Genomic DNA, 18,031 nt, shown 5'->3' with positions numbered 1-18,031 from the left:
GCTATGGCTTGAAAAGACGCTCTGGGGATTGCGCGATCAGGAAGCCGGCTGGATCGGCGCCGAAATCCTCAACAAGGATGGAAGCCATGACCTGGGGGCCCTTCAGATCAACAGCTGGTGGGTGCCAAGGATCGCCGCGTTGCTGTCACGTCGCGAGGGCGACATCCGGCGCTGGCTGCAATTTGATCCCTGTTTCAACGCCGAGGTGGCGCGCTGGATCTTTCTCGACGCACTCAAGATGAGCGGCAATTATTGGAAGGCGGTGGGCATCTATCACAGCCCAAACGGCATTCGCCAACGCAGGTATGCAGCGTTGGTTGCGGTTCATCTGCAAAGGCGGTTTGGGACCGATGTGTTCGGGAGGCGGGCCGTCACGCTGGCGCGGCCAGTTCCCTGATTTGCCTCCTGGGGAGAGCCTCCTTGGGAACGGAGGCTGAATGTCGCAATGTGAGGCCGTGCCTTGGCGGAGAGGCAGGCGCGGTAATCTCAACGGTACGCGGCCCCCATGAGACAAGGAGGTGTCCCGCTTATTCCTCCTGATTCGCGGCGGTTCCGTTGGCAAGCGCGTCGCTGATCATCGCCGCCAATGTTTCCTCGGCGCGACCGCGAGCGGCTGCATCCCTGGATCCCAGATCGTGACGCAGCCATTGCGGCGTGCGCTCGATAACTCTTAAGATCGTAGCGTTCATTTTTTCGTTCATCCGCGAAACCTATGACGGTGGAGCGACGGCTGTGCAATGGAGCAAAGCTTGCTAGTTCCGAAGGGGCTGCTGGGGTGCTTTGGCGCTTTTGGAAAGGCGTGGGTCGTACAGGCACAGTCATTTCACCGATCTGCACACCTTTTCGTATGGATCGGCCTGATCTGCCCCCACCGAGTGGACCGATTGGTTTGTTAGTTCATTAAGCTCATCGCCGCCATATCCGGACGGAGGTGGAGCGAAGCGGAACCGGAGGCCGGATATGGCGGTGTCGCCGTTTCCGGTGCCGGCGGCCGGTAGCCCAGGCTGCTATGGGGCCGAACGGTGTTGTAATGCCGCCGCCATGCCTCGATCAGCACCCTGGCCTCGGCGAGGCTGTAGAAGATCTCGCCATTGAGCAGTTCGTCGCGAAGCGACCCGTTGAGCCGCAGGCCGGGCGAAGCCCAACCTTTCGTTATAGCCATTTTCCCATGGTGATCCCGGCGCGATGTAGAGGGTCTTCACGCCTATCTGCCCCAGCCACTTCTGGACGGCGGTCGCGATAAACTCGCTACCATTATCGGATCGTATATGCGCTGGCGGCCCACGCGAGATGAACAGGTAGGCCAGGGCCGCCAGAACATCCTCGTGTTTGAGCTTCCGTGCGACGATGAGCGCCAGACATTCCCTGCTGGCCTCGTCGATGATCGTCAGGATGCGGAACTTGCGGCCGTCATGCGTGCGCCCCTCGACGAAGTCGTAGGCCCACACGTGCCCCGGATACTCGGGCCGCAGCCGGATGCACGATCCGTCATTGAGCCATAGACGCCCGCGCTTTGGCTGGCGCTGCGGGACTTTCAGTCCTTCACGCCGCCATATCCGCTCGACCCGCTTATGGTTCACCGTCCACCCCGCATGGCACAGCAACGCTGTAACCCGGCGGTAGCCGTAACGACCATATTGCTTCGCCAATGCAATGATGTCCTCGGTCAGTGCCTGTTCGTCATCCGCCCCGCGCGGTATCTTGCGCTGCGTCGATCGATGCTGACCCAGCACCCGGCATATCCGTCGCTCGGATACACGGACTGGCAGATCCCGTCGCACCTGATCGATGCAGCGCCGCCGCCGCGCGGGGCTCAGAAGTTTCCCCGTGCAGCCTCCTGCAGGATCAGCTTGTCTAGCGTCAGGTCCGAGATCGCCCGGCGCAGCCGCTGGTTCTCCTTCTCCAGATCCTTCATCCGCCGCGCCTGATCGGTCTTCAGGCCGCCATACTCCTTGCGCCACCGATAATAGGTCTGCTCGCTGACCGCGATCCGCCGGCACGCCTCGGCAGTCGAGGCTCCCTGCGCCAGCACAATCTCAACCTCACGCAGCTTGCCGATGATCTCTTCTGGCTTGTGCTTCTTGCTCGGCATTCAATGTCCCCTTCACGGTCCAGACTATCATAGTCTCTGGGCCACTCAGCGGGGGGCAGATCAGGCCGCTGGCAGCGGCCGAGCTTTTGACTCAGTGTGTACCGCTGGACATCCATGAGCAGGAGGTCTCGTTTCACTGGGTCCCTTTTCGCTATTCACTTGGTATTCACTCAGTTTTTTTGCGCGTTAGGCAGCCGACTATCACTGGAAACTAACATTTCAAGGCTTGTGCCAAGAATTGCTGACTTAGCTTTCGCTCAGTCCTATTGCCGTGACCAGCATGACGCAGATGTCGATTTCGTTTCAGTGAGCCAATAGTCATGAAGCAGCTAATCGATCACTGACGCACCAACCCTACGATGTCGCAATCGTAGATCGCAAAAACGCAACCAAAATTATTCTTGACGCAGGTTTGGTTAAACGACTGGGAAAGGTCCGTCACCTCACCCACCGCTGGCCCTTCATCGCTTCAATCCGATGATCACGCGCCGAACCGCAAGATATTGCTCGAATTGAAGAACTTCTGAATCGGACACTAATAAATTAGCTTCTCTCGATATGATCGATATATTATTCTCGCGATCGGCTGGGAGAAAGTGAGGGGGAGCAACAGCTGATATGCTTACAAGACATTATGATTCTGACCGTCATCCTGAGGGTACAAGCCTGGACTTCATATTCCCGCAGGAATTCGAAACGTCTCTCGAAGCGGCGAGGGCTACAGTTGGTGCGCGCTTTGAAGTCCGGCGGTTTTTCTGGCGAGAACGAAACGAGATCGTCTTCACGCCGCCCTGCAGCTATTTCGAATTGACCCGCTTCCCGTCTATGGGCAGATATCTGGCATCTGCTCGCGACTTTTGCGAGCAGGGCGAGGTACGCTTTTATCCCGCCGCGTGTCCGTTCCAAATGCATTGGCAGGAACGCGAGCAAAGATCGCTATTTTGCAGAATAGATATTCCCGCGATCACTGGGTTGCCCATGGAACTTTCCAATCAACAATTGCGCGACACCATAGACATGCGCAATCCCCATGTCAGAGCACTGCTTCTAAGGGCCCAGCAGGAACTGGTGGCGCCGGGGCTGTGTTCGCAACTCATTCTGGATTCGATCAGCGTCGGCCTCGCAGCCGAAATGGTGCAGCAATTCGGTCCAGAAAGCCAACCAGAGTTCACCAGTCGCCGGACGTTCGACCAGCGCTATCTGGCTGGCCTTGCTGCACATATCCGGGAGCAGCCCGGCAGGGTCGAGATCGGGCAGTTGGCGGCGGAACGCGGCATCAGCGTCCGTCATTATGAACGCCTGTTCCGCACCGCGACGGGCGAAAGTCCCGCGGCCTTTTGTCGCCGTCATATGCTCGCTCTGGCGAAGGACCTACTGATGGACCGATCGCTTCTGGTCAAGGAGATCGCCTATCGCTGTGGTTTTGCCAATACGGCAAGCTTCAGTGTGGCGTTCCGCCAGATAGAAGGGTGTTCGCCGCGGCAGTTCCGTGACCGGCTTTTGATCCACTGAGCTTCCACTGATGTAGCCGCAATTTTCGACATCTGTTTCCGATAGGCGACATCGATGACACCTGGGCTTTTCATCGGTGTCCGGACCAGTCATCCTGCCCAAAATGGTCGTCAGACCGGTTTGAGAGAGGATGGCAATGACATTTGGATTTCCGGACGCGGATGCACTGTTGGCGCAATATCCGCTGCCCGATTATTTACGCGACAATGTGCGGCCAGGGCTGGAGCAACTGCTTGCCTCAATGGCGGAAGACCGGGCACTTAACGCCAATGGCCATGCGCGTGCGCTGCATATCATTGCCGATGACTTGTCCCGGCTGAAGGCGATCGCCGACGACCGATCGCGCTATCCTGACATTGCCGATGTCGAAATCAGGCAGCCGCTTTTCATCCTCGGCCTCCCCCGGTGCGGCACCAGTTTCCTGCACGCCCTGATGGAAGGCGACCCGCAGATCCGCACGCCGCTGATGTGGGAAGTGGCCGAACCATCGCCCCCTCCCGAAGCGGCAACCGCCGACACGGACCCGCGCATCTCCCGGTTCGACGAACATTTGCGCGCGCAATTGGGCGGTGATGCCGACGAATTGCTCAAAGCCCATCCGCTGGGCGCCAAAATCCCGCAGGAATGCGGATCGTTCATGACGACCTCCTTTCAGAGCAGCAATCCGTGCATGTTCCAGCATCTCCCGCGCTTCTACGACTGGTTCAAGGGCATCGACGCGACTTTTCGCTACGAGGTCCACAAGATGTGGCTTCAGCATCTGGGTTGGCGGCATCCCGGCAGGCATTGGGTGCTCAAGATTCAGGAGCATATGTATAAGCTCCCCGCGCTGCGTAGCGTCTATCCCGATGCGATCTTCATTCAGCCCCATCGCGACCCGACCACCGTCATCGCCTCGATCTCCCAACTGATCAGCGTCATTCGTGGGCCGTCCTACGACCAACTCGATCTGCATGCGCTGGGCGCCGAGTTCCTGCAACTCTGGTGGGATGGGGTGAAGTTCTGCATGGATTACCGCAGGGCGCATCCGGACCTGCCGATTTACGACATGCGATACAAGGACCTCGTCGCCGACCCGGTCTCGACCATCCGGGCCGCCTATGACCATTTTGGCTGGGATTTCACGCCGGAGTCGGAAAAGGGCATGCTGGGCTGGCTGCGGGAGAATCCGGCGGGCAAGCATGGGCCGCGCAGCTATAGTCTGGCCGATTACGGTCTGACCGCCGAACAGGTGAGCGACAGGTTCGCCGAATATATCGAGACCTACCATGCCTATCTCTGAAACGTCCCAGTGGCGCGCCTGGCTGGAGCGGATGGTGGGGGCGGAAGGCATGCTGGACAGGCTGGCCGATCCCGATGATCCACAGGCCCGGGCCGAGGCGCACCGCCTGTTGTTCGCTATCCTCGCCACCGGCTATCAGACGGCCTTCGCCGATCCCGATCATCCCGATTTCGTACCCTCGGTCAGCAGCATCCTCAACACGGTCGGGGTCAATCCCGATTTCATCTATGGCGCGGCGCGGATCGACGGCAGCGGCGTCTACAGGCTGTCGGGCACGCGGGGGGACGGGGTTTTCGTGTTCCTTGATCTGGTCGCGGGCGGTCTGGGACCGATGGAGGATCTCGGGCCTTCGGTGGGCATGATCGATCTGGATGCCTGCACATTGGGACCGGACGGGGCGTTCGACATCGTGTTGGGCGGGGAGCGGCCGGATCATGCGGGCGACTGGTTTCCGCTAGACCCGCGCGCGGTCACGATCGGCTTGCGCCATGCCTATTATGACTGGGGCGTGGGGCGCGATCTACGCATCGCGATCGAACGGGTCGACCGGCGCGTGGGCGGCGGTCCGGTGCCCGCAGCCGAGATCGTCCATCGGCTCGATAGCCTGTCAGCGTTCGTCGAACGCTATGCCGCATTCGCCCTGAGTTATGGCCAACGGCAGCGGGCGCAGGGCTTCGTCAACAGGCTGGAATATGATGACTGGGCCGGTCGCGGCGGCGTGGCCGGGCAGCATTATTATCAGGGCATCTTCCGGTTGGAGCCGGGGGAGGCGATGATCATCGACACGGCGGTGCCCGATCAGGTGCGTTACTGGAACGTCCAGCTCAACGATCCGCTGTGGAACACGATCGATTGGATGAACCATCAGAGCAGCCTCAACGCGGCGCAGGCGCGTCTGGACGGCGACGGCCGCTTCCGGGCCGTCATCGCACTGGACGATCCGGGCGTGCCCAACTGGCTTGATCCGGCCGGACGCAATGAAGGATCGCTGATGCTGCGCTGGACCGGCGCGAGTTCCGGGCCGGAGCCGACGCTCAGGATCGTGCCGGCTGCGGAACTCCGTTCGCATCTTCCTGCCGACACGCCGCTTGTCACGCCGGAGCAGCGGGATGAGATGATCCGTAACCGTCGGCGCGGCGCGCAATGGCGACGGCGCTGGTGAGGGGATCAACCCCATCCGGGGAAAGGTTGGCCACGCCGTAATCACCCTTATGGCAGGCATCAGCGTGGCATTCTAACCCCGCCGACGGCCCGTTTTGGAAGAGGATATGCGGATGGACTTTGCAGGCAAGGTCGTACTGGTCACCGGCGCCGGGTCGGGCCTGGGCCGCGCGGCGAGCCTCGCCTTCGCGCGGGAAGGCGCGGCACTGTGCCTTGTCGGGCGCAGCCGAGCCAAGCTGGAAGAGACCGGGCGGTTGATCCGCGACGCGGGTGGCCGGTGTGTCGAGCTGGCTTGCCATCTTGGCGAGCCGCATGGCTGTAGGGAGGCTATCGAAGGGGCGATGACGGCATTCGGCCGGCTGGATGTGCTGTGCAATATCGCCGCCGATGTCATGTTTCACCGATTGGCGGACATCAAGGAGGAGGAATGGAACCGGACCATTGCCTCCAACCTGTCCGGCCCCTTCTTTCTCATGCAGGCGGCCATGCCGCACCTGATCGAGAGCGGCGGGAATATCATCTGCGTGGCCTCCACCGCCGGTTTCATGGGGCAGGCCTATCTGGCGCCGTATACCGCCTCCAAATTCGGACTGGTCGGTTTGACGTTGTCGCTCGCGATGGAGATGATGGACAGTCCCGTGCGGATCAACATCCTCTCGCCTGGCCCGATGCGGACGGAAATGACACAGGGCATGTCCTTCCCCGATTTCGCCGATCCCCGGCTCCTCGCGCGCTACACCGGCATGCGGCCGCCCTGTCCGCCCGAGGATGTGGCCGAGCCGCTTCTGTTCCTGGCTTCCGATCGGGCGCGTCATGTGCATGGCGCCTGCTGGGCGGTCGACGGCGGCATTACCGCAGGTTAGGCAGCGGCTCTATCCGCCGATAGGATAGAAGACCGACTTCTGATTTTGATATTCGTGCAGCCAGTCGGGACCATATTCCCGGCCCACGCCCGAGCGTTTGTAGCCGCCGATGGGCGCATAGGTCATACGCCCAGTGCCACCATTGAGCATGACGCTGCCCGCACGGATATGCATCGCCATCTCATAGCCTTTGGCAGCGTCTGCGGTTTCGATGCCACCATTCAGGCCATAACGGCTGTCGTTGGCGATGCGGATCGCCTCTTCGTCGGTATCGAAGCCGATGACGCAGTCGACCGGACCGAACACCTCTTCCTGGGCGATCGTCATCTTGTTGTCGACATCGTCGAAGATCGTGATGTCGGTGAAGAAGCCCTTGTCGAGACCGGCCGGACGCCCGCCGCCATGCACGATCCGCGCGCCCTCGTCGCGGCCGATGGTGATCAGTCTTTCGACCTTTTCCCGCTGGGATTCGCGGATCAGCGGCCCCATCGCCACGGTGGGATCGGCAGGATCGCCGATTTTGAACTGGCTGGCGATGGCACAGGCGGTTTCGACGAACGCTTTCCTGATGCTGTTATGGACGACGAGGCGCGTGAGCAGGGCGCAGCCCTGGCCCGCATTGACCGAGAGCACTCCAACCGCCATGCCCGCGGCGCGGGCGATGTCGGCATCCTGGCGGACGATCAGTGCGGACTTTCCACCGAGTTCCAGATGCACGCGCTTCAATGTGGGGGCGGCCTGCGCCATGATAGCGGCGCCTACGCCTTCGGATCCGGTGAAGGTGACGAGGTCGACGCGCGGATCGCAGGTCAGGGTCGTGCCAACCTCCGGTCCGCCGGTAACGATGTTCAGCACGCCTTTGGGCAGGCCGATCTCTTCGGCGATCTCCCCGAACAGCAGCGCGGAAAAGGGTGTGAAGGGCGATGGCTTCAGCACCATCGTATTGCCGGCCAGCAGCGCGGGAACGATCTTCGCCAGATTGATGAGAAAGGGGAAATTATAGCCGGTGATGGCCGCGACCACGCCCACCGGTTCGCGCACCACGGTCGTCCCGCCTATTTTCTTCGGCCCGTCGGGATTGAAGGGATCGGGGGTGATGTCGATGGGCAGGCGAACGCTGTCGTCGCGCGTCGAATGTTCGACCGCGGCCAGCAGATGGTCGAGCGGATTGGCGACCTGCATGCCTTGGGTGATGCCCTGTGAACAGCCGACTTCCGCGATGATCAGCGCCGCGATCTGCTGCCTGCGCGCATCCAGTGCGGCATGCATCCGGCGCAGACAGGTCGCGCGTTCGGACATGGCCATGCGTGGCCAGATGCCCGTGTCGAACGCATCGCGCGCGGCTGCGATCGCAGCGTCCACGGCAGCGGCGTTACCCACCGGCGCGTGGCCGATCACCGCTTCGGTGGCGGGATTGATGATGGCGTCGCGTTCGCTCCCGCCATCGACCCAGGCGCCATCGATATAAAGCTTGTCGAACGTCGTGAACGGCACGGTCATGGCATGGTTTCCTGTCTGGGCCGCAGGATCATGTCCGCGGCGTTGAGCGCGATGGCCATGGCCGGCGCATTGGTGTTGCCCGATACGATCGTCGGCATGATGGAGGTATCGACGACGCGCGGGCCGGTGACGCCGCGCACGCGAAGCTGGGGGTCGACGACGGAGGTTTCATCCGCGCCCATGCGGCATGTCCCGCAAATGTGAAAGGATGTGCCGCCAAGGGCCATCGCGTTGGCAAGAATGTCCTCGTCCGCCTCTATGTCGACGGTCTTGCCTGTTTCCTCGACGATCCAGTCCTTGAGCGCGGGCTGTTGCGCCAGGCGACGGAGCCAGCGAAACAGGGCAACGAAATGGCTCCTGTCGGCATCGGTCGCCAGATGATTGGCGTCGATGACCGGCGGGACGTCCGGATCGGCCGAACTTATCCTGACATGGCCCTGGCTGTCGGGCCGCATATAATAAGCAATGACGGTCATGCCGGGATAGGGGTCGAGCGCCACCGCGCCCCTGTCGTCCGTGTGGAAGGAGTAGAGGCCCATGCCGACCTGCGCGTCGGGCCGGTCGAGCGTGGCATCGGTCTTGACGAAGCCGCCCACTTCATGCGCTGCATGGGTCAGCGGCCCTGTCGACCCGAAGGCATAGCGCAAAGCTGACAGGATAAGGCCGACACCGGACAGTTTCTGGTTCAGGCTGTTCCCCCGGACCCTGTAGTTGAAACCCAAATAGCGATGTTCGCGAAGGTTGGTGCCGACACCCGGCGCATCAACGACGATCGGGATGCCAAGCGATTCGAGCAAGGCGCGGGGACCGATGCCCGACAATTGCAGCAGCTTGGGGCTCTGCACCGCGCCTGCGGAAAGAATGATCTCCCGCCGGGCGGCGACCTCCTGCACGCCATCCTTGTTGCGCAGCAGGATGCCGCCCGCTCGCTGTCCGTCGAACAGGATACGCAGGGCGTCAGTCTGCGGCAAAACATCCAGATTCGGGCGGCCGCGCACGGGCTTCAGAAAGGCGCGGGAGGCGGAGAAGCGCTTGCCGCGATAGGTGGATGTCGGCTGATAGCCCATGCCGCCCTGGGTCACGGCCGGCATGTCGTTCATGTCGTCCACCCGTTGCGTGCCGGCCTGCTCGGCGGCTGTCAGGAAGGCTTCGCACAGCGGGTCGCCGGAAGGGTGGACGCTGACCTTGAGGGGGCCGCCGGCACCGCGCCACGCCTTGGCGCCCAGCGCATGGTCCTCCAGAGAGACGAAATATCGGCCTATATTCTGCCAGCCCCAGCCTGTGCAGCCTGCCGCTTCCCAGCCATCATAATCGGCCGGAGCGCCCCGCACATAGACCATGCCGTTGACCGAACTGGACCCGCCAACCGCGCGGCCCTTCAGCCATATTTCCTGGGGTGCGCTGCCGCCGGGCGATACGGCGTAATCCCACACATGGGGATTGCCCGGCGCCAGCAGTTTGCCGATACCGCGCGGCATGGCGATCAACGGACTGCTGTCGTCCGGTCCCGCCTCCACCAGCAGTACCTTGACGGTCGGGTCTGCCGACAGTCGATTGGCCAGCACGCAGCCGGAAGACCCCGCCCCGACGATGATATAGTCATAACAATCAGCTGACATGGTCGCTCTTTTCCGGGGCATGGCGCGAGAGAACAACAATGGCTGCCTTGCTTGACCTGTCGGCGGGCAGGGCGGCGCTGTTGACGATGAGAGCTCAGCCGAATGCGAGGGGCAGGCCGGGGACGTCCCAGTCGATACATATGACCTTGCCGGAACTGCCCAGCGTGACGAAGGCCACCCGCCCGTCCTTGCCGCCAAAGCAGATATTGGTCGTGAGGAAATCGCCCGTTTCGATCTGCTGAGGCGTTCCGCCCTCGGGTGGAAAAATCAATATGGCGCCTTGGCCGGGCGAGGCGCAACAGATGCGTCCGGCGCTATCGACAGCCAGGCTGTCGAGAAATTGACCAGGCCCGGCCCGACCGACGATGCTGTGCCCGTCCGGGGTCAGCGACGCCGTCGTGTCGATCATACCGGGCGCTGACAATCGATAGCGCAGCAGATGCGCTTCATAGGTGAGGGCGACGTAGAGGGTGCGTCCATCTGGCGATAGGCCGACGCCATTCGCCCCGTCCAATGGTCCGGCGGCGCGCCGAATTTCCGACCCGTCGGTCTTGGCATAATAAAGCCCACCCCGCATTCGCGCCGCGCCGCGATCCCTGCCGAAATCGGTGAACCAAAATCCGCCCGTTTCGTCGAAGATGAGGTCGTTCGGTCCCCAGAAGGGGGTCGCTTCGGTCGATGCATATAAGGTTTCGAAAGCGCCGCTGGCGGGATCGACGACCTGAATTATGCCGGGCGGCGTGTCGAGAGGCGCCTCGACCGGCAGGAGGTCGCCGTTCGGCAGGATCATCTTTTCGAAACCGCCATTGTTGCAGACATAAATCCGCCCGTCGGGACCGATCGCCGCGCCATTGGGACCGCCGCCCAGATCGGCGAGGGTGGTGCGCGCACCGTCCGGGCCAAGGCGGGACAGGCGACCGCCGAGCACCTCCACCAGCAGCAGGCCGCCATCCGGCCGCGCAATCGGTCCCTCAGGCATCAACAGCCCGTTTGCAAAGCAGGTCATCTCGTCCTCTCCCCATATGACCGAAGGTATCTGCGGACCGTCCTTATCCTCATATCTGGTGGATATTGGCGTGATCGGACATCGGACCCACCTTTCGACAGGTAATTGAAAGCGCGGATTGGCGTCTAATCCGCCGCACACCCGATCCATCGGGGAAATGCGGAGGGGATGGCGGCATATTGTCCAGACAGATCGGCATATTCAACTGCCAGAAAAGCGCGATCGTCGAGCATTGGCGCGCGGGGCAGGGCGTCAGCTATCCATCGTTGATCTCATGAACAGGACAGGCCGGCGACAGACCGGCTTTCAAAGGCAATGGTCATCCTTTGACCGCCAGGGAGAAGAAAAATGAAGATAACCGGTTTCATGCTGCCGATAGGGTTGCTGCTGACGACATCGCAAATGGCATTGGCGCAGTCGTCGAACGCCGCGCCGCAGCAGGGTGCTACCAGCGACATCGTGGTGACGGCGCGCCGCACCGCTGAGAATATTCAGGAGACGCCGGTTTCGGTCGTGGCTTTCGGCGCGGACTCGCTGCGGCAGGCCAATATCCGTGATACGCAGGATTTACTGGTCAAGACGCCGGGCGTGTTCCTAGCGGGTTCAGGCGGGCGCGAAAACACCAATTTCTCCATCCGGGGTCAGTCCAAGGCGCTGGCCGGCAACAGCGCGCCCGGCGTCATCAGCTATTTCGCGGAAGTGCCGTCTCCTACGGTCGGGTCCAGCATTCCGACCTATGATCTTTCGTCCGTTCAAGTACTCAAGGGACCGCAAGGGACGTTGTTCGGCCGCAACACGACCGGTGGCGCGATCCTCTATTATCCGGCGGCGCCGGACTATAAGCTGGGAGGATATGCCAAGGCGTCCTACGGCAATTACGACGCCCGGTTGCTGGAAGCCGCAGTCAATATACCGCTGACGTCCGACACGTTGGCCATCCGCATCGCCGGTCAGATCCAGAAGCGCGACGGCTGGACGAAGAATATCGGCATCGGCGGCGACCCGGACGATCTTAATTCGCGCGCGATTCGCGGTTCGATCCTGTTCGAGCCGAGCGCCGCGTTCCGCAACACGCTTATTGTCGATTATTATCACAATGACGCGGTCGGCGGCGCATCGGTGCTGACCGATGTGCTGCCCGGTCCCAATGGACTGACGGCGACGGGCACGGCGGCGGCGGCTCTGGCGCAGTTGGCATTGCAGCGCGCGCGCGGGCCGCGCGTGATCAATTCGGACGTCGATGCGTTTGAAAAGGTCGAGCGTTTCGGTATTACCAACCGCACGGAGTTCGATCTGTCCGATGACATCACCTTCATCAATATCTTCGGTTATCGGCGCACCAAGATCGATTATTATTCCAGTGTCGATGGACTGCCCACCTTGATCGCTGATGGAAGCGGCGCGATACCTGCCGGGCTTCCGGTGACGATCGTGGGTGGGCGCCAGACATCCGACGTCCAGCAGATCAGCGACGAAGTGCAATTGAAGGGATCGGCACTCGGCAATCGTCTCGACTGGCTGGTCGGGGCCTTCTACCTGGACAGCAAGCCGCTCGGGCCGTCGGGTACCTATATTCCGGTCTTCACCCTACCCGGTATTACCGATGCTCGCTTCAACTATAGTTTTTACAGCGAAAAGAGTCGGGCGTTGTTCGGCAATGTCAATTATGAAATCGCCGACGGCCTGCACGTCAATCTGGGCGTACGTCACACCTGGGACAAGATCGAGGCCTGCGTTGGCGGCGGCCTGAGCAATCAGCCTGTCGTTTCACCGGAAGAATGCGCGGACGGCGCGGCAACGATCCGCAATTCGAGCGTCAACAAGACCTCGTCCAAGGCGCTGACCTGGCAACTGGGCGTCGACTGGAAGGCGTCGGATGCGATCTTCCTCTATGCGATCACGCGTCGGGGCTATCGCGCTGGTGGCATTAACAGCCCGACGCTGGCCGGGCGGCTGGCGCCCTTCCAGTCCTTCGCCCCGGAAAAGGTGACGGATGTGGAGGTCGGTATCCGCTCCGACTTCACCGTGGGCGACGTCAAGCTGCAGTTTAACGCATCACCCTTTGTCGGCTGGTATAATAATGTGCAGGTGCCGATTTCGGGCCTCAACACCCAGGCGAGTTGCAGCACGATCACACCAGGCGGGACCAATCCGCCAAAATCACCGGACGGCGATTGCGACGCCAGCAACGATCCAAGCGGCGGGACGCTGCTGGTCAACGCCGGCAAGACCCGGGTAGCGGGCATCGACCTTTCGACCCGCATCCAGCCGACATCGACCTTGTCCCTCGACGCCGGTGCGACCTTCCTGGACCTCAAATCGCGGTCGCTGACGGTACCTGCGGATCTCCAATCCTATCTTGCAGCGCTCAAGGTGCCGTTCAATCTGGTTGCAAAGACGACGGTCACGGCTGGCGTGCGCTGGACGTTGCCAGTGCCGCCATCGCTGGCGGAAACCGTGTTCAGCCTGGACTATTATCATTCCAGCAAGGTACGCTCTTCCGACCAGGTCCTGCCTGCCTATGACCTAGTCAACGGACGGCTGGACCTGAACGGCGTTGGCGGCAGCAATGCCGACATCAGCTTTTTCGTGCGTAATCTGTTCGATAAGAAATATCTGGCGTCGAGCAATGTCGGATCGGCGGCGCTCGGGATATTCAGTGGTTTCTACGGCGCGCCGAGGACCTATGGCGTGGAGGTTCGCTATCGGTTTGGTGATTGAGGGCAGTCACTAAAAACGGTGCGTTAGCCCGATCTTTCCGCAACGGCCGCCCGGCCCATAAAAGGCGGATGGCGCACCGGCCATAATGGACAGAAAAAGACTATGGAGAGGACCGTCGATGGCGCAGACCGAAGCCGATCAGGATCAGGCCGAAAGCCGCGAACAGCTCAGCCGATGGCTTGAGGATGTCTTGGGTTGTTCTGAAGTCGTGCTCGAAAAACAGCGGCGCTGGCGCCCGGTCTGGCGCGCCAGCGCGCAGCAAAATGGTGTGAAGCGCGACTTTCTGCTCAAGGGCGACCGCACCTGGCCGACCCATCCCTATCCGCTTGTGTATGAAATGCGCATGCAGCGCGCACTGCATGAAAATGGCATTCCCATTCCCGCCATATTGGGCATGTGCGACCAACCCAACACCATCGTGATGGAATGGATAGAAGGCGGCCGGGATCCCGGCCTGGTCCAGGAGGCGATCGAAAGCGCGTCGGTGATGACCGAGGATCGGTGGGCCGCATCGCTGCGCTATATGGAGATATTGGCTGACATCCACAGCCTGCCAAGTCAGGCTTTCATCGAAGGCGGAGCCCATTTGCCGCAGGGTGCGCGCGAGATCGCCCTGCATAATTTCGAACGCTTTCATGCCATGACGGTCGAGCAGGGCATCACCGATCCGCTGCTGGAATTTTGCGCGCGATGGCTGCGCCGAAACTATCCCCGACATCGAGAATCCATCTCCTTCGTCACGGGCGATTGCGGCCAGTTCCTTTCGGACGGTGCCCAGGTTACCGGCATATTGGATGTGGAAATCGGTCATCTAGGCGATCCCATGCGCGATCTCGCGTGCTTCCGGGGGCGCCACCCGATCGAGAATATGGGCGACGTCGCCGCTCTGTTCCGTCACTATGAAACGGCGATCGGCGTACCGCTCGATTTTGACGCGATCGCCTATCACACCGTGTCCTTCCTCGCCGAAGCCATTTACGGCCCCCTGTTCGGGATGCACGGAAAGGGGCGCGGCGGCGATTGGGTCGAGGCAGCGGTACAGGTGTCGATGATCGGACGGCGATGTATGGAGGCGTTGGCCGAGATATTGGGCGTGGCGCTCGACAACATTGCGCTTCCGCCGCCCGCCGCCGTCGACCAGAATGATCTGGCACTTCATAAATTGCAGGCGGAGATCGAACGTCTGCCGGAAAGCGGATCGCTACAGGGCTGGCAACGTAATATCCTTGCCTCGATCCCTCACTATCTGCGGAACCAGCTGCGCTATCGCGATTGGCTGCGGGAAGAGGATGGCAAGGACGTCGAGGCGCTGCTGGGTACGGCCTATGCCGATGCCGCCGCGGGTGAGGCCGCATTGATTCGCTTCATCGAAAAGAGCACGCCTGCCGACCATGCCGCCCTGACGCGCTTCTTTCACCGGCGGATGCTGCGACAATGCCTGGTGATCGCAGGTCCCGATGCGCCTGCCGATCATCTTGTTCTGGTGCCCATGGAGCCCTTGCTACGGGGGTAAGTGCGTGGGCCTCTGGGTCAGGATACCTATCCGACGGTATGTGTCTTCTGCGTATGAAACGATAAAATTCGGAGGGTGGAATAACCGGCCACGGCGAAACAGTAAAGTACTTAATATACTGCCCAATATCGCACTGATTTAGTTTTCAAGGTCATATTCGCGGCCTTAGATCGGTGATATAATATAAGTATATAATATTTCCTCTCTTAGTACCATTAATATAAATGCATAAAAATAATAATATATATGGTAATTAAATTCCGTTATTTAATAATATTAATAGTGGAGGGGATGAAATGGTTAAAATATTCCGCGCAATCCTGATGGCCGGCACGGTATTGGGTGTCGGTGGTGCAGGCGTAAGCCACGCGGCAGAAGCGGTCGAGCAAAGTGCGAGCGGTGATGACAATAGCGGCGTGCGCGACATCATCGTGACGGCTCGCCGCACGTCGGAAAATCTTCAGACGGTTCCCGTTGCCGTCACGGCGCTCGATCCGACTGCGCTGCTTGAACGGCAGATTGTCGAAGTGGCGGATGTGGGCCGGGCGGCGCCGGGTTTGTCGGTGCAATCCGGTGGCACCGGCAACGCATCGCTCATATATCTCGCCATCCGTGGCAATGCGCAGAATAGCCCTAACTCATTTTCCGATCCTGCGGTCGGCATCTATGTCGATGGCGTCTATTATGGGCGACCTATCGCCGGGAATCTCGGACTTCTCGATCTGGCTTCGGTCGAGGTCTTGCGCGGAACCCAGGGAACCTTGTTCGGACGCAACACGACGGGTGGCGCCCTCAACATGACAACTGTGCAGCCGGACGGAAATTTCGGCGGCTATGTAACCGGACGTATCGGTAACTATGAAAGCTGGTCCATCGAATCCGCGCTGACCTTGCCGATTTCGGGCGATGAATTGTCCTTGCGCCTGGCTGGCCGCTATGGCGAGAGGGGCAAGGGTTTTGGCGACAATCCGATAAGAGGGGTCGATGCGGCCCGTATCGATCACGACATCGCGGGCCGTGCCACGCTGAACTGGGAGCCGTCCGCGATCCCGATGACTGTGTCCCTGTCGGCCGACTATGCCAATATCAAAGATACATACAATAACGTCGCTCTGCGCGGTATCAACCCGACCGGACCGGCGCTCGCACTATATTCCGGTCAATTCGACATCGCCAGCTTCCTTCAGAGCGAGAGCCGCTTTTACAGAACATATAATGATCCCGACACGGGCAACGCCAACATCGATACGCCATATAATTATAACAAGACGTGGGGTGTCCGTGCGACCATTGAATATGATCTGGGCGACGTTAAGATCAAATCGATAACGGCCTATCGCGAGGCGGATACCGGGGATGGTACCGATCTTGACGGCACGCCCGCCAAGATCGCATCTTATGCGAGCGACTATTCGCAAAAGCAGCGTAGCGAGGAACTGCAATTCTCCGGTAACCTGGGGAAGCTGGAGTTCATTTTCGGCGGTTTCTATTTCAAGGAAACGGGCGATGAGCAGTCCCAGTCGCTCGTCTTCCAGGATACCGACTTCGGTTTCAACCTGGCCCCGGCCAATACCAACCTGGCCACATACAAGTCGGAATCGAAGGCCTTGTTCGCCCAAGTCAACTACAGCCTGACCGAACGGCTGCGCGTGACCGGCGGATTCCGCTATACCTGGGACAAGCGTTCGATCAACCGCATGGGGTATATCGGAGGGATTCCGGGCTTTTCCGGTTCGTTCGTCTCCAACGGCCGACTGATCACGTTGCCCGCTACGGGGCTATGCGCCGTGGGTGCCAATGCAAATCTGGTCGCCCCCGGTCCGGATTGCACGGATCCTGTGACGGCCAAATTTGATTATCCCGCCTGGCTCGCCAGCATCGACTACGAACTGGGAGACGGCAAGCTCATCTATGCAAAGACGGGTGGCGCCGCACTGGCCGGCGGTCTCAATTCGCGTCCGACCCCGCCCGATGCGAGTTCCTTTGCGCCGGAAAAGGTGAAGGATGCCGAGATCGGCTTCAAGGGCGACTTTTTCGATCGGCATCTGCGAACTAATTTTGCTGGATTCTACATTTGGCGCAACGGCGCCCAGAATGTCGTCAATGCCCTGGTCGGCGGTAATCTGACCCAGTTCGTTCAGAATGCAGGCGATGTGAAGGCCTATGGTGTCGAGTTTGAAGGCACGCTCATTCCGTGGCAGGGCATGGAGTTGAGCGGCGCCTTGTCCTGGCTTAAGGCGAAATATGCTGCGGGATCATTCACCGCGGCGGGCTTGGGCGGTACGGTGGATCGTAGCGGGGAGGTTGTTCCGCGCGCGCCGCGCTGGACCTGGAACATCGGCGCGACGCAGCGTTTTCCGGTCAAAGGGGGGGAAATTGCGCTGCATGCCGACTATGCCTACACTTCTGCCGTTTACCAGGACTATGCCACTGCGGATTTGACGACACCGGCGCTCAACGATGGTGTCAACGACGCGGCGGAGCGTGCGGCGGCTATCAGCTTCATCGATACGCAGAACAGCTTCAGTCGGCTCAAGGCCTATGGGGTGCTGAACGGAAGCCTGAATTTCAAGCTCGACGGCGGAATGGAGTTCACCCTTTGGGGGCGCAACCTGACGCAGGCAAAATATTATAACGCCATATTCAACGGTTATGGCACCTTCGGCACCGCGATCGGCTTTACCGCAGCGCCGCGCACATGGGGCGCAACGGTTTCCTATCGATTCTGACATTGGGGCATGAGTGAAGTGGCTTCGTCCACT

Annotated in this window: 12 protein-coding genes and 1 pseudogene; 8 read left to right on the top strand and 5 right to left on the bottom strand. The window is 60.6% G+C overall.

Going from position 1 to position 18,031, the window contains the following annotated elements; translation table 11 throughout:
• Window positions 1-28 precede the first annotated feature (28 nt).
• On the top strand, window positions 29-397 hold the full coding sequence (locus SKA58_RS17530) for a lytic transglycosylase domain-containing protein (protein WP_232209486.1): 369 nt from the start codon (window positions 29-31) through the stop codon (window positions 395-397).
• 130 nt (window positions 398-527) lie between these two features.
• Here the strand turns inward: SKA58_RS17530 and SKA58_RS20130 are convergent, their stop codons facing one another.
• On the bottom strand, window positions 528-689 hold the full coding sequence (locus SKA58_RS20130) for a hypothetical protein (protein ID WP_017183519.1): 162 nt from the start codon (window positions 687-689) through the stop codon (window positions 528-530).
• A gap of 203 nt (window positions 690-892) precedes the next feature.
• A pseudogene (locus SKA58_RS17525) lies at window positions 893-2,092 on the bottom strand (IS3 family transposase).
• 618 nt (window positions 2,093-2,710) lie between these two features.
• On the opposite strand from SKA58_RS17525, the gene SKA58_RS20400 reads away from it, so the two are divergent.
• From SKA58_RS20400 to SKA58_RS17500, 4 genes are all read left to right on the top strand, one after another.
• The gene (locus SKA58_RS20400) at window positions 2,711-3,604 is read left to right on the top strand and encodes a helix-turn-helix transcriptional regulator (protein WP_232209485.1); all 894 of its coding nucleotides are present in this window, start codon (window positions 2,711-2,713) and stop codon (window positions 3,602-3,604) included.
• Between the two features lie 130 nt (window positions 3,605-3,734).
• Complete coding sequence (locus tag SKA58_RS17510; protein ID WP_009823827.1) at window positions 3,735-4,886, top strand: sulfotransferase family protein; 1,152 nt, start codon at window positions 3,735-3,737, stop codon at window positions 4,884-4,886.
• A complete protein-coding gene (locus tag SKA58_RS17505) occupies window positions 4,873-6,048 on the top strand; it encodes a hypothetical protein (protein WP_232209484.1) in 1,176 nt (391 codons plus the stop codon). The genes SKA58_RS17510 and SKA58_RS17505 overlap by 14 nt, the downstream gene beginning before the upstream one ends.
• Window positions 6,049-6,160: 112 nt before the next feature.
• Window positions 6,161-6,910 carry an SDR family NAD(P)-dependent oxidoreductase gene (locus SKA58_RS17500; RefSeq protein WP_009823825.1) on the top strand — a complete coding sequence of 250 codons (750 nt, stop codon included), beginning with the start codon at window positions 6,161-6,163 and terminating at the stop codon, window positions 6,908-6,910.
• Window positions 6,911-6,919: 9 nt separating this feature from the next.
• Here SKA58_RS17500 and SKA58_RS17495 read toward each other — a convergent pair whose 3' ends face one another.
• The 3 genes from SKA58_RS17495 to SKA58_RS17485 form a co-directional block, all read right to left on the bottom strand.
• A complete protein-coding gene (locus tag SKA58_RS17495; RefSeq protein ID WP_009823824.1) occupies window positions 6,920-8,410 on the bottom strand; it encodes an aldehyde dehydrogenase family protein in 1,491 nt (496 codons plus the stop codon).
• Entirely contained in the window at window positions 8,407-10,029 is a 1,623-nt protein-coding gene (locus tag SKA58_RS17490; RefSeq protein ID WP_009823823.1) for a GMC family oxidoreductase, read from the bottom strand. Before SKA58_RS17490 ends, SKA58_RS17495 begins: the two co-directional genes overlap by 4 nt.
• A 94-nt stretch (window positions 10,030-10,123) precedes the next feature.
• Window positions 10,124-11,035 (bottom strand): SMP-30/gluconolactonase/LRE family protein, encoded by a 912-nt coding sequence (locus SKA58_RS17485; RefSeq protein WP_009823822.1) that lies wholly within the window; start codon window positions 11,033-11,035, stop codon window positions 10,124-10,126.
• A gap of 348 nt (window positions 11,036-11,383) precedes the next feature.
• On the opposite strand from SKA58_RS17485, the gene SKA58_RS17480 reads away from it, so the two are divergent.
• The 3 genes from SKA58_RS17480 to SKA58_RS17470 all read left to right on the top strand — a co-directional run bounded on the left by SKA58_RS17480 (window position 11,384) and on the right by SKA58_RS17470 (window position 17,998).
• Complete coding sequence (locus tag SKA58_RS17480) at window positions 11,384-13,756, top strand: TonB-dependent receptor (protein WP_009823821.1); 2,373 nt, start codon at window positions 11,384-11,386, stop codon at window positions 13,754-13,756.
• A gap of 118 nt (window positions 13,757-13,874) precedes the next feature.
• On the top strand, window positions 13,875-15,269 hold the full coding sequence (locus tag SKA58_RS17475) for a phosphotransferase (protein ID WP_009823820.1): 1,395 nt from the start codon (window positions 13,875-13,877) through the stop codon (window positions 15,267-15,269).
• A 296-nt stretch (window positions 15,270-15,565) separates the two neighbouring features.
• Window positions 15,566-17,998 carry a TonB-dependent receptor gene (locus tag SKA58_RS17470; protein ID WP_009823819.1) on the top strand — a complete coding sequence of 811 codons (2,433 nt, stop codon included), beginning with the start codon at window positions 15,566-15,568 and terminating at the stop codon, window positions 17,996-17,998.
• The last annotated feature ends 33 nt before the right edge of the window (window positions 17,999-18,031 follow it).

The sequence above is a fragment of the Sphingomonas sp. SKA58 genome, from assembly GCF_000153545.1.
Classification (GTDB): Bacteria; Pseudomonadota; Alphaproteobacteria; order Sphingomonadales; family Sphingomonadaceae; genus Sphingobium; species Sphingobium soli.
Note: the sequence above shows the minus strand (reverse complement) of the source record. Positions and strands in the feature narration are given on the sequence as shown.